The 13,185-nt window shown below is 56.8% G+C and carries 11 protein-coding genes; 7 read left to right on the forward strand and 4 right to left on the reverse strand.

The features are described 5' to 3' along the window. Nucleotides 1-7: 7 nt before the first annotated feature. From xylH to xylF, 3 genes are all read right to left on the reverse strand, one after another. A complete protein-coding gene (gene xylH, locus ACOTXT_RS14095) occupies nt 8-1,189 on the reverse strand; it encodes a xylose ABC transporter permease XylH (protein WP_008502744.1) in 1,182 nt (393 codons plus the stop codon). Further along, nucleotides 1,167-2,708 (reverse strand): xylose ABC transporter ATP-binding protein, encoded by a 1,542-nt coding sequence (locus tag ACOTXT_RS14100; RefSeq protein ID WP_055321686.1) that lies wholly within the window; start codon nt 2,706-2,708, stop codon nt 1,167-1,169. Before ACOTXT_RS14100 ends, xylH begins: the two co-directional genes overlap by 23 nt. A gap of 72 nt (nt 2,709-2,780) precedes the next feature. Continuing rightward, nucleotides 2,781-3,773, reverse strand: a complete 993-nt coding sequence (gene xylF, locus ACOTXT_RS14105) for a D-xylose ABC transporter substrate-binding protein (RefSeq protein ID WP_008502746.1) — start codon at nt 3,771-3,773, stop codon at nt 2,781-2,783. Nucleotides 3,774-4,144: 371 nt separating this feature from the next. Between xylF and xylA the strand changes: the two genes are divergently transcribed. The 4 genes from xylA to ACOTXT_RS14125 all read left to right on the forward strand — a co-directional run bounded on the left by xylA (nt 4,145) and on the right by ACOTXT_RS14125 (nt 8,552). Continuing rightward, nucleotides 4,145-5,467, forward strand: coding sequence for a xylose isomerase (gene xylA / locus ACOTXT_RS14110; protein WP_095428923.1), 1,323 nt, complete (start codon nt 4,145-4,147; stop codon nt 5,465-5,467). Between the two features lie 67 nt (nt 5,468-5,534). Beyond that, complete coding sequence (xylB, locus tag ACOTXT_RS14115) at nt 5,535-6,989, forward strand: xylulokinase (RefSeq protein ID WP_421625328.1); 1,455 nt, start codon at nt 5,535-5,537, stop codon at nt 6,987-6,989. 103 nt (nt 6,990-7,092) lie between these two features. Then, nucleotides 7,093-7,632 (forward strand): isochorismatase family protein, encoded by a 540-nt coding sequence (locus tag ACOTXT_RS14120; protein ID WP_008502749.1) that lies wholly within the window; start codon nt 7,093-7,095, stop codon nt 7,630-7,632. After that, the gene (locus ACOTXT_RS14125) at nt 7,632-8,552 is read left to right on the forward strand and encodes a GlxA family transcriptional regulator (protein WP_063930157.1); all 921 of its coding nucleotides are present in this window, start codon (nt 7,632-7,634) and stop codon (nt 8,550-8,552) included. Before ACOTXT_RS14120 ends, ACOTXT_RS14125 begins: the two co-directional genes overlap by 1 nt. Here the strand turns inward: ACOTXT_RS14125 and ACOTXT_RS14130 are convergent. Beyond that, nucleotides 8,545-9,540, reverse strand: coding sequence for an acyltransferase (locus ACOTXT_RS14130; RefSeq protein WP_023345230.1), 996 nt, complete (start codon nt 9,538-9,540; stop codon nt 8,545-8,547). The two genes, ACOTXT_RS14125 and ACOTXT_RS14130, sit on opposite strands and share 8 nt — an antisense overlap. 182 nt (nt 9,541-9,722) lie before the next feature. On the opposite strand from ACOTXT_RS14130, the gene ACOTXT_RS14135 reads away from it, so the two are divergent. From ACOTXT_RS14135 to glyS, 3 genes are all read left to right on the forward strand, one after another. Next, complete coding sequence (locus ACOTXT_RS14135) at nt 9,723-10,028, forward strand: YsaB family lipoprotein (protein ID WP_023294837.1); 306 nt, start codon at nt 9,723-9,725, stop codon at nt 10,026-10,028. A 160-nt stretch (nt 10,029-10,188) separates the two neighbouring features. Beyond that, nucleotides 10,189-11,100: a glycine--tRNA ligase subunit alpha gene (gene glyQ, locus ACOTXT_RS14140; protein ID WP_003860141.1), complete on the forward strand. Its 912-nt coding sequence runs from the start codon at nt 10,189-10,191 to the stop codon at nt 11,098-11,100. 9 nt (nt 11,101-11,109) lie between these two features. Continuing rightward, the gene (gene glyS / locus ACOTXT_RS14145) at nt 11,110-13,179 is read left to right on the forward strand and encodes a glycine--tRNA ligase subunit beta (protein ID WP_008502753.1); all 2,070 of its coding nucleotides are present in this window, start codon (nt 11,110-11,112) and stop codon (nt 13,177-13,179) included. The last annotated feature ends 6 nt before the right edge of the window (nt 13,180-13,185 follow it).

Here is a 13,185-nt window from a genome sequence, read left to right on the forward strand (position 1 = left end):
ACCGTTATCAGGCCCGTCGCTTGGTGGCCGAGTCCATCCAGACTGCCAGTAAAAGAATGGCTCCCTTGACGATATACTGCCAAAACGTCGGGACGTCCATCATACTCATCCCGTTATCCAACGACGCCATGATAAATGCCCCCATGACTGCGCCCGCGACGCTACCGATACCCCCTGCGAGGCTGGTACCGCCAATAACGCAGGCGGCGATAGCATCCAGCTCGGCGATATTACCGGCGGAGGGTGAACCCGCCCCCAGACGCGAGCTGAGGATCAGCCCGGCGATGGCGACCATCAGGCCGTTAATGGCGAAGACCGCGAGTTTGGTGCGTTCGACGTTAATCCCCGACAAACGGGCAGCCTCAAGGTTGCCGCCGATGGCATAAATACGGCGGCCAAACGCGGTGCGCGTCGCCATAAACATGCCGCCCAGCAGCAAAAGCGCCAGCAGCAGCACCGGCGTCGGAACGCCGCGATAGTCGTTAAGAAGCCAGATGGCGCCCAGCACAATGACCGCCGTCAGCGCCTGACGTCCCACCACCGAGGTTGATGCTGGCGACGCCAGCCCCAGCGCCTGACGGCGCATGCGTCCACGCCACTGCCACGCGACAAACGCCAGCAACCCCGCCACGCCGATGGTAAAGCCCACGCCATCCGGGAGATAGCTTTGACCAATCTGCGACATGGCCGCGCTGGTCGGGGAGACGGTGGTACCGTTGGTGATGCCGATTAAGATCCCGCGGAAGGCCAGCATCCCCGCCAGGGTGACAATGAACGACGGCACTTTACGGTAGGCTACCCACCAGCCGTTCCAGGCCCCCAGAACCAGACCCAGCACCAGCGTGACCGCCACGGTCAGCGGCAGCGGCCAGCCGAGCCAGACGTCAAAAATGGCCGCCACGCCGCCGAGGAGCCCCATCATCGAGCCGACCGACAGATCGATTTCCGCGGAGATAATCACGAACACCATGCCCACGGCCAGAATGCCGGTGATGGCGGTCTGGCGGAGCAGGTTGGAGACGTTACGCGCGCTCAGGTATGAGCCATCGGTCATCCAGGTAAAGAAGAGCATGATGACGATAATGGCCGCGATCATCACGAACACCTGCAGGTTCAGCGCTTTTAGCCCTGCGAACGCACCGGGCGTCGGAACGGCGACTTTGATATCAGACGGATTGCTTTTCGACATGACGTTCGCTCCTTAAAGCGGCTTCCATCACCTGCTCCTGCGTCAGGTTCTGGTTAATCAGGTTGGCTTTCAGTTTTCCCTCGTGCATAACCAGCACACGGTCGCTCAGGCCGAGCACTTCGGGTAACTCAGACGAAATAACAATGACGGCAATCCCTTGCTGTACAAGCTGATTAATCAGTTTGTAGATTTCATATTTGGCGCCGATATCAATCCCGCGCGTCGGCTCATCAAGGATTAATATGCGTGGATTGAGCAGCAGGCAGCGCGCCAGAATCGCCTTCTGCTGGTTGCCGCCGCTCAGGCGGCCAATGGCCAGTTCCGGTGAGGAGGTTTTGACCTTCAGACGGGCAAGCGACTGGAGGATGCACTGCTGCTCGGCGGCATCGTCCAGGCTGCTCAGCGCGCCGGAGAAGCGATCGAGTGCCGCAAGCGTAATGTTTTTCCCCACGGCCATGACCGGCACGATGCCGTCCTTTTTGCGGTCTTCCGGCACCATAGCAATGCCGTGGGCAATCGCCTGCTGGCAGTTGTCGATTTTCACCGGCTGGCCGTCGATATAAATCGTGCCCTCCCAGGGCCCCGGCCATACGCCAAACAGACACTGTACGGCCTCCGTGCGCCCGGCGCCGACTAACCCGGCAATACCGAGAATTTCGCCGCTGTGCAGAGAAAACGAGACGTTATTGACGCGCTTGATGTGGCGGTTAACGGGGTGCCACGCGGTCAGATTTTCCACGCGCAACACTTCATCACCTTTGGTGTGAGGCTCATTCGGGTAGAGCGCCGTCAGCTCGCGCCCCACCATCATGGTGATGATGTCATCTTCGTTCATGCCCGCGGCTTCACGCGTGCCGATGTGTTGCCCATCGCGGATCACGCAGATGGTGTCCGAAATGGCTTTAACCTCGTTCAGCTTGTGCGAAATGTAGATACAGGCGATGCCGTGGTTTTGCAGATCGCGGATGATATTGAGCAGAACCGCGGTTTCCTGTTCGGTGAGCGAGGCCGTTGGCTCATCGAGGATCAGCAGCCTGACCTGCTTATTGAGCGCTTTAGCGATTTCAACCAGCTGCTGTTGCCCCAGGCCCAGGTCGCCCACGCGGGTATCCGGTGAAATGTGGAGGCTCACCTGCGCCAGCAGCTTTTCACAGCGGAGCGTCATGGTGTCGTAATCCAGCACGCCGTGGCGGGAGATTTCGGCTCCGAGGAAAATGTTCTCCAGCACGGTGAGATGCTTCACCAGCGCCAGTTCCTGGTGGATGATGGCGATACCTTTGCGTTCGGTATCGCGAATGTGAGTTGCCTGGATCACTTCGCCGGCAAAGACGATTTCGCCTTCGTAGCTGCCGTGCGGGTAGATCCCACACAGCACTTTCATCAGCGTTGACTTGCCTGAACCGTTCTCGCCACACAGCGAAACCACTTCGCCGGGATTCAACCGGAGACTGACGTTGTCGACGGCTTTCACCGTGCCGAAGCGCTTGGTGATGCTTTTCATTTCAAGTAAATAAGGCATAACTGCTCCACATAACCCGAGGAAAGAACAGTGCAACGTGATGCGCCCCCGCAGAGCAGGGGCCGCGCCGGATTACAGTTCGCTCTTCTTGTGGAAACCGTCTTTAATAACGGTGGCGTCAATGTTCTCTTTATTGACTTCAATTGGCGTGAGCAGGCGAGCCGGAACGTCTTTCAGGCCGTTATTCAGCGTTGCATCTGCTTTAGGTTGCTTACCGTTGCCCAGCTCAACGGCAATTTCCGCCGCCGTATTGGCAAGCTCAGTAATCGGTTTGTAGACCGTCATGGTCTGAGTTCCTGCAATAATGCGTTTTACGCCCGCCAGGTCGGCATCCTGACCAGAAATCGCGACTTTACCGGCCAGCCCCTGGGCGCTCAGGGCCTGAATCGCACCGCCTGCGGTGGCATCGTTGGAGGCCACAACCGCGTCAATTTTGTTGTTGTTGGCCGTCAGCGCGTTTTCCATAATCTTCAGGGCGTTTTCGGGTAACCATCCGTCGGCCCACTGATCGCCAACCACTTTTATTTTCCCGTTATCGATGTACGGCTTAAGGACCTTCATTTGCCCTTCGCGGAACAGCTTGGCGTTGTTATCTACCGGCGAGCCGCCCATCAGGAAATAATTGCCCTGAGGGACTTTGTCGATCAGGCTTTGTGCCTGTAATTCGCCGACTTTTTCATTGTCGAACGAAATATAATAATCAATGTCCGCATTATTAATCATGCGGTCATAGGCCAGCACTTTTATGCCTTCTTGTTTGGCTTCTTTCACTACGTTACTTAATACCTGGCCGTTATAGGGGATAATGACCAGCACATCGACGCCGCGGTTAATCATATTCTCGATCTGCGACATTTGTGTTTCTTCGTTGCCGTTAGCCGACTGGACAAACACGTTTGCGCCGAGTGATTCCGCTTTTTTCACAAAAATATCGCGATCTTTTTGCCAGCGCTCCAGACGCAGGTCGTCAATCGCCATGCCAATTTTGACCTCCTTGGCATGCCCTGCAAAGCTTGCAAGGAGGAGCGTAGTGCAGAGCGTTAGGGTCAGGTTCTTTATCTTCATAATTATTAGGCCTTTTTGTAGAGGTATGTGTTGCTGAGATAAAAGAAACATTCACTGCTGGGACGCAGCAAATTTTTAACGCGGAAAGGCAGGCTGGCAATTACAGATTTTTATCTTCTCATTATGATATTTGGTTTATTTCTGAATTTATGACCGCGATCGGATTTTAAAATACGTAACGTCTTAATTACATTTGATTCTGGAATCCGCGCCGAAAAATAGTTCGTCTGCGCATTATTTTGCGAGCCAGCGCACAGTTGTGCATTCTCTCAATAGCAGTGTGAAATAACGTAATTGAGCAACCCAAAATGTCTATTCACTATTACTCCTGTATCAACGACTCGCCGCATACCCTGATTATGGAGCTCAATATGCAAGCTTATTTCGACCAACTCGATCGTGTTCGTTACGAAGGCCCGAAAACGACCAATCCTTTAGCATTTCGTCACTACAACCCGGATGAGCTGGTGCTGGGTAAGCGCATGGAAGATCATCTGCGCTTTGCCGCCTGTTACTGGCATACCTTCTGCTGGAACGGCGCCGATATGTTCGGCGTGGGCTCCTTTGACCGCCCGTGGCAGCAGCCGGGTGAGGCCATCGAACTGGCAAAGCGCAAAGCCGATGTGGCGTTTGAGTTCTTCCACAAGCTGAACGTGCCGTACTACTGCTTCCATGATGTTGACGTGTCGCCGGAAGGGGCGTCGCTGAAAGAGTACCTGAACAACTTTGCGCAGATGGTGGATGTACTGGCGGCAAAACAGCAGGAAAGCGGCGTGAAGCTGCTGTGGGGCACGGCAAACTGCTTCACTAACCCACGCTACGGCGCAGGTGCGGCAACCAACCCGGATCCGGAAGTGTTTAGCTGGGCGGCCACGCAGGTGGTGACGGCAATGAATGCCACGCATCAGCTGGGCGGCGAAAACTATGTCCTGTGGGGAGGCCGTGAAGGCTATGAAACCCTGCTCAACACCGACCTGCGTCAGGAGCGCGAGCAGATTGGCCGCTTTATGCAGATGGTTGTCGACCACAAGCACAAAATCGGCTTCCGCGGCACGCTGTTGATTGAGCCAAAACCGCAGGAACCGACGAAGCACCAGTATGACTACGACGTGGCGACGGTGTATGGCTTCCTGAAGCAGTTCGGTCTGGAAAAAGAGATCAAAGTGAACATTGAAGCCAACCACGCCACGCTGGCGGGCCACTCTTTCCACCACGAGATCGCGTCGGCGATTGCGCTGGGTATCTTCGGCTCGGTCGATGCGAACCGCGGCGACCCGCAGCTGGGCTGGGATACCGACCAGTTCCCGAACAGCGTGGAAGAGAATGCGCTGGTGATGTACGAGATCGTCAAAGCGGGCGGCTTCACTACCGGCGGCCTGAACTTTGACGCCAAGGTGCGTCGCCAGAGCACCGACAAATACGATCTGTTCTACGGCCACATTGGCGCGATGGACACCATGGCGCTGGCGCTGAAGGTAGCGGCACGTATGATTGAAGACGGCGAGCTCGATAAACGCGTGGCGAAGCGTTACAGCGGCTGGAACAGTGAGCTGGGCCAGCAAATTTTGAAAGGTCAGTTATCGCTTGCGGAGATCGCGAAGTACGCTGAACACCATCAGCTGGCGCCGCAGCACCAGAGCGGGCACCAGGAGCTGCTGGAAAATCTGGTCAATCACTACCTGTTCGATAAATAACGGCATCCAGCTTGTAGGCCCGGTAAGCGCAGCGCCACCGGGCATTTTCACTTAAGGAATCCACTATATGTATATCGGGATCGATCTGGGCACATCGGGTGTGAAAGCCATCCTGTTAAGCGAGCAGGGCGACGTGTTAGCAACGCAGACTGAAAAGCTGCAGGTTTCACGTCCGCATCCGCTGTGGTCGGAACAGGACCCGGAGCAGTGGTGGCAGGCAACGGATCGTGCAATCAAGGCGTTAGGTGAACAGCATTCTCTGCGTGACGTGAAAGCGCTGGGGATTGCCGGGCAAATGCACGGTGCAACCTTGCTGGACAGCGAGCATCGCGTGTTGCGTCCTGCGATCCTCTGGAATGACGGCCGCTGTGCAGAAGAGTGTGCGCTTCTTGAGGCGCGTGTGCCTTCGTCTCGTGACATTACCGGCAACCTGATGATGCCCGGCTTTACCGCGCCTAAGCTTCTGTGGGTGCAGCGACACGAGCCGGAGATTTTCCGGCAGGTGGCGAAAGTCCTGCTGCCGAAAGACTATCTGCGCTTTCGCATGACGGGCGATTTCGCCTCCGACATGTCTGATGCCGCCGGCACGATGTGGCTCGACGTGGCGAAACGCGACTGGAGCGAGGCGATGCTGGATGCCTGCCATTTGACCCGTGAACACATGCCTGCGCTGTTCGAAGGTAGCGAGGTAACAGGCACACTGCTGCCAGACGTTGCGGAACGCTGGAATATGCCTGCCGTACCGGTGGTTGCCGGGGGCGGTGACAATGCCGCAGGGGCCGTGGGCGTCGGCATGGTTGAGGCAGGGCAGGCGATGCTGTCGCTGGGAACCTCTGGCGTCTATTTTGCCGTCAGCGACGGCTATCGCAGCAATCCCGAAAGCGCGGTGCACAGTTTCTGTCATGCGCTGCCTGGAAAATGGCATTTGATGTCGATGATGCTGAGTGCAGCGTCGTGCCTGGACTGGGCGGCGAAGCTGACCGGGATGGCCGATGTTCCTGCGTTGATTGCCGCAGCACAGCAGGCGGATGAAAATGCTGGTACCGTCTGGTTTTTACCGTATCTGTCCGGCGAGCGTACGCCACACAACAACCCTGAAGCGAAAGGGGTGTTCTTTGGCTTAACCCATCAGCATGGTCCGGCAGAACTGGCGCGTGCGGTTCTCGAAGGCGTCGGATATGCGCTGGCTGACGGAATGGACGTGGTTCACGACTGCGGCCTGAAACCCGCAAGCGTCACCCTGATTGGCGGCGGTGCGCGAAGCCCTTACTGGCGACAAATGCTGTCGAACATCAGCGGCTTGCAGCTGGATTTCCGCACCGGTGGCGATGTTGGCCCCGCGCTCGGCGCCGCGCGTCTGGCGCAGATTGCTATGAACCCGGAAAAACCGCTTTCACAACTGCTGCCGCAGCTTACGCTTGAACAGGCACATTTGCCTGACGCGGCGCGCCATGCGCGGTACGCGGAAAGGCGCGACGTGTTCCGCAAAATCTACCAGCAGCTGCTGCCGCTGATGACGTAAATTCGCTTGTCCGGGAGAGGCACGAGGATGTCCTTTTTTGGTCTGTGCGTGCCTTCCTTTCCTTGCCAGTATGGTGTCACACCCACTGGCGAGGAGAACCATCATGTCACGCATTGCACTCATCAACATTGATACTCAGCAGTCCTTCCATCACCGCAATTACTGGCAGGAGGATGACATTCCCGCTTTTCAGCAGGCGATGCTGGGGCTGATTGAAGGCTGCCAGGCGCGCGGTATTCCGGTCGTTGATATTTTTCATGTGGATGAAGACGGCCCATTTACGCTGGAAAGCGGCTATGTCAAACCGATGGCCTTTTTGCGTCATCAGCCGGATGTGGTTTTCCAGAAACACGTCCATAATGCCTTCACGGATACCGGGCTCGATCGCTGGCTGCGCGAGCGTGATATCAATAGTGTGATTATCTGCGGCATTCGCACGGAGCAATGCTGTGAAACCACCGCCCGGGTGGCATCCGATCTGGGTTATGCTGTGACCTTTGTGAGCGAGGCAACGCTGACGTTCCCCATGACGTACAAGGGCATTACCCTTAGCGCAGCGGACATTCGCCACCGTACCGAAACGGTACTGTCCGGGCGTTTTGCCGACATTAAAACGGTAGCGGAGACGCTGGAGTCACTGTAATGCCCATCGACGTCTGGTTCGTGATGTTGCCCGGGGTGCTGTCATTAGATATGACGGGCCCGGCAGAAACCTTTGTGCTGGCTGGCGACGCGTTTCGTCTGCATTACATTGGCCCGCAACCTGACGTGCCGACGTCGATAGGTCTGACGATGAGCGGCATTCAGCCGCTGCCGGAACGTCTTCCCGAGGGGAGCCTGCTGGTATTGCCCGGCGTGAGTGACTCCCGCTCTCAGTTTTCGACGCCGCAGGCGTTACGGATACAGCACTGGCTGATGCGCCTGCAGCCGATTATTCAGCGCCAGGATATCACGGTGATGTGCGTCTGTTCTGGCGCGCTGCTGGCGGCGAAATCGGGCCTGCTGAATAACAAACAGTGTACAACTCACCATGAGGTTATCAGCCGTTTACGCACCGCGGCCCCTACGGCGACGATTAAAGAAAACCGCATCTTTGTGCAGGACGAGAACATCTGGACCAGCGCGGGGATCACGTCGGGCATCGACCTGGCGCTGCATATGATTAACCGCCTGTGCGGCCCCGAAAAGGCGCTGAATGTGGCGCGCGAGATGGTGGTGTGGTTCCGCCGATCTGGTGACGATCCCCAGCTCTCCCCGTGGCTACGCTACCGCAATCATCTTCATCCGGCGATTCATCGGGCGCAGGATGCGCTCACCGCCGAGCCGCAAAAAACGTGGAACTTGCCTGATATCGCCGCGCTGGCGCACGTCAGCCCGCGCCATCTCACCCGGCTTTTCCAGACACATTTAGGGATTAGCGTCCGCGATTATCTGGAGCAGCTGCGTCTGGCGGTGGCGGAACAGTGGCTATTGCAGGGGCGCGGCGTGGAGCAGGCTTCCCTGGCGGCAGGGTTTTCCTCCCCGCGCCAGTACCATCGCGCCCGGCAGCGAAGCGTTAGCTGACGAAGCGGCGAACGTCTATTTTTTGCAGCAGCATCGACAGCAGCAGGCTGATCGCCAGGGTCGCAGCAAAAATCCAGATGATATCCAGCACCGGCCAGGTTTTAAGCTCGATGCCTCGTGTCCGAAGCGCGTGGATCACCAGCGCGTGAAAACCGTAAATCCCGAGAGAGTGTCGTGAAATGACGCTCAGTACGGGAAGGGGACGCGCATTCAGGGTGTTTTTAACGAGCGTGAGCAGCGATACGGCACAGATAAAGACCATCGGGCCGCAGTACAGATACCAGGTATCGGCAAAATTACCGCGCCACTGCAGCTCATGCAGCGTCCCGCGTGAAATCACCGCCACGCCGGCGATAAACAGTGCCCCGCAGAGCCAGTTCAGACCGCGTTTTTGCGTGTCCATCATCCCGATGGCGCGCCCCAGCATGCCGTAAAGCACGTAATAGAAGGTATCGCCGTTGATATAGAGGTTCACCGGCAGCCACTCAAATCCGTCGATTTTCTGCGAGACCGTATTCGGGTTGGCGACAATACCAATCACCACCATCAGGGCCAGAAGCATTTTCCCGCTGACGTTTTTCACCTGAATGAGCGGAGAGACCAGATAGATCACGATAATGGCGAAGAAGAACCACAGGTGGTAGAACACCGGTTTTTGCAGCAAATATTTGAGGGATAACCCGGCGTTAATGGAGGTGAACAGGGTGATATAGAGCAGGGCAACGGCGCTGTAGAACCCCAGGCAGGCCGCGATGCGGATGAAGTGCCGCGGCTGCGCGCTGCGTTCACCAAAAAAGAGAAAGCCAGAAATCATAAAGAACAGCGGCACGCTGACGCGCGACGCAGAGTTGAGAATATTGGCGATATCCCAGTTAACGGGGCTGATGCTGTGGGCGTTCGTGACGTACCAGGTCGTCGTGTGGATCATGACCACCATCAGACACGCTATTCCTCGCAGGTTATCAATCCAGTTAATTTTTGACGGCATCAGTTCCTCGTATTCCCTGTAAAGTGAATGTGACTCCCATTGTCCAAAAGTCTTCGTTTGGAAAATTCTGAGTTTTATTCGCAGGCTTGCCGGGAGACCGCGAGATTCGCAGAATGGCTGACCATAATCTATAAACGTGTTGATACTAAAAATAACAGCCACTGACCAGGACGGTAATAAAAATGATGATGAAGCGTGTGGCATCACTCTTTCTGCTTTTCATGCTGGCAGGATGCAGTGCGCCACAAGAAGCACCAGTGCAAAAAGCCCAGCAGGGCAAAATGAGCCCGGAACGTTCACTGAATATGGAGTCACTCTGCAAGGACCAGGCCGCACGCCGCTATAACTCGGACGTGCAGAAAATCAACGTCACCGGGTTTGAGCGCTTTCAGGGCAGCTATGAGCTCAAGGGCTATACGGCGCGTAAAGAAGGCTTTGTCTGCTCGTTTGATGCGGACGGCCAGTTTTTACACCTCTCCATGCGCTAGCCTGCTCGCATAATCAACAGCCAGACGCCGTCAGCGCCCTGGCGTGAATGCTTATTTCCCAATTTTCCCTAAACAACCCCGTTTCGTACTGTATATCTTGCAGCCAGCGGGTATACTGGTCCCTTCCATTTAAAACCACACGTATCCAGCACGAAATACTATGCAAAAGTTTGATACCAAGACCTTCCAGGGCCTGATCCTGACCTTACAGGATTACTGGGCTCGTCAGGGCTGTACCATTGTTCAACCTTTGGACATGGAAGTCGGCGCCGGCACTTCACACCCGATGACCAGCCTGCGCGCGTTGGGGCCAGAGCCAATGGCGACCGCGTATGTGCAGCCTTCCCGTCGTCCGACCGATGGTCGTTACGGTGAGAACCCGAACCGTCTGCAGCATTACTATCAGTTCCAGGTGGTGATTAAGCCATCACCCGACAACATTCAGGAACTGTACCTCGGGTCGCTGAAAGAGCTGGGTATGGATCCGACCATTCACGACATTCGTTTCGTGGAAGATAACTGGGAAAACCCAACGCTGGGTGCCTGGGGTCTGGGTTGGGAAGTGTGGCTGAACGGCATGGAAGTGACCCAGTTCACTTACTTCCAGCAGGTTGGCGGTCTGGAATGTAAGCCGATCACCGGTGAGATCACCTACGGTCTGGAACGTCTGGCGATGTACATTCAGGGCGTAGACAGCGTTTACGACCTGGTCTGGAGCGACGGCCCGCTGGGTAAAACCACCTACGGCGACGTGTTCCATCAGAACGAAGTGGAGCAATCCACCTATAACTTCGAATACGCGGACGTGGACTTCCTGTTCACCTGCTTCGAGCAGTATGAGAAAGAAGCGCAGCAGCTGCTGGCGCTGGAGACTCCGCTGCCGCTGCCTGCCTACGAGCGTATTCTGAAGGCCGCCCACAGCTTCAACCTGCTGGACGCCCGCAAAGCGATCTCCGTGACTGAACGTCAGCGCTACATTCTGCGTATTCGTACCCTGACCAAAGCCGTTGCAGAAGCTTACTATGCGTCCCGTGAAGCCCTTGGCTTCCCGATGTGCAACCGAAACAAATAAGAGGCGGCCATGTCTGAGAAAACTTTCCTGGTGGAAATTGGCACCGAAGAGCTGCCACCAAAAGCCCTGCGCAGCCTGGCTGAATCTTTTGCTGCGAACGTGACTGCCGAGCTGGATAACGCTGGCCTGGCGCACGGTAAAATTGAGTGGTTTGCTGCTCCGCGTCGTCTGGCGCTGAAAGTGGCAAACCTGGCGGCGTCTCAGCCGGATCGCGAAGTCGAAAAACGTGGCCCGGCGATTGCCCAGGCGTTTGACGCGGAAGGCAAGCCGAGCAAAGCGGCGGAAGGCTGGGCGCGCGGCTGCGGCATCACCGTCGATCAGGCCGAGCGTCTGACCACCGATAAAGGTGAGTGGCTGCTGTATCGTGCCCATGTGAAAGGCGAAAGCGCGGAAGCGCTGCTGCCGGACATGATTGCCACGTCTCTGGCGAAGCTGCCCATTCCTAAGCTGATGCGCTGGGGCGCGTCCGACGTGCACTTCGTGCGTCCGGTTCACACCGTGACCCTGCTGCTGGGCGACACCGTTATTCCGGCGACCATTTTGGGCGTGGCGTCCGATCGCGTGATTCGCGGCCACCGCTTTATGGGCGAGCCTGAGTTCACCATCGACAATGCCGACCAGTATCCGCAAATCCTGCTGGAGCGCGGCAAGGTCATTGCTGACTACGAACAGCGTAAAGCCAAAATCAAAGCGGACGCGGAAGACGCGGCGCGTAAGATTGGCGGTAAAGCCGATCTGAGCGACAGCCTGCTGGAAGAAGTGACCTCGCTGGTGGAATGGCCGGTTGTGCTGACCGCGAAGTTCGAAGAGAAATTCCTGGCCGTTCCGGCTGAAGCGCTGGTGTACACCATGAAGGGTGACCAGAAGTACTTCCCTGTCTATGCCAACGACGGCAAGCTGCTGCCAAACTTCATTTTCGTGGCGAACATCGAATCGAAAGATCCGAGCCAGATTATCTCCGGTAACGAGAAGGTCGTGCGCCCACGTCTGGCGGATGCCGAGTTCTTCTTCAACACCGACCGTAAAAAGCGCCTGGAAGATCATCTTCCACGCCTGCAGACCGTACTGTTCCAGCAGCAGCTGGGTACGCTGCGCGACAAGACCGACCGTATTGCGGAGCTGTCCGGCTGGATCGCTCGTGAAATCGGTGCCGACGTTAACCACGCGACCCGCGCAGGCCTGCTCTCCAAGTGTGACCTGATGACCAACATGGTGTTCGAATTTACCGACACCCAGGGCGTGATGGGCATGCACTACGCGCGTCACGATGGCGAAGCGGAAGACGTGGCGGTTGCCCTGAACGAGCAGTATCAGCCGCGCTTTGCGGGTGACGAACTGCCGTCCAACCCGGTAGCTTGTGCTGTCGCAATTGCCGATAAGATGGACACCCTGGCGGGTATCTTCGGTATCGGCCAGCATCCGAAAGGCGACAAAGACCCGTTTGCGCTGCGTCGTGCTGCGCTCGGCGTGCTGCGTATCATCGTTGAGAAGAACCTGAACCTGGATCTGCAGACCCTGACCGAAGAAGCGGTGCGTCTGTACGGCGATAAGCTGACCAATGCCAACGTTGTGGATGACGTGATCGACTTTATGCTCGGTCGTTTCCGCGCCTGGTATCAGGATGAAGGTTACACCGTCGACACCATTCAGGCGGTGCTGGCGCGTCGTCCGACCCGTCCGGCTGATTTCGATGCGCGTATGAAGGCGGTTTCTCACTTCCGTACGCTGGAAGCGGCATCTGCTCTGGCGGCGGCCAACAAGCGTGTCTCCAACATCCTGGCGAAGTCCGACGAGACGCTGAACGAGCGCGTGAACGCCGCGACGCTGAAAGAGCCGGAAGAGATCGCCCTGGCGATGCAGGTTGTGGTGCTGCGCGACAAGCTCGAGCCGGTCTTCGCGGAAGGTCGCTACCAGGAAGCGCTGGTGGAGCTGGCCGAGCTGCGTGACGTCATCGACGCCTTCTTCGAGAAAGTGATGGTAAACGTAGAAGATAAAGAGCTGCGTATTAACCGTCTCTCTATGCTCGAGAAACTGCGTGAGCTGTTCCTGCGCGTGGCGGATATTTCGCTGCTGCAGTAATGTGCC

The organism is Enterobacter cloacae complex sp. IR5422 (assembly GCF_049238165.1).
Classification (GTDB): domain Bacteria; phylum Pseudomonadota; class Gammaproteobacteria; order Enterobacterales; family Enterobacteriaceae; genus Enterobacter; species Enterobacter roggenkampii.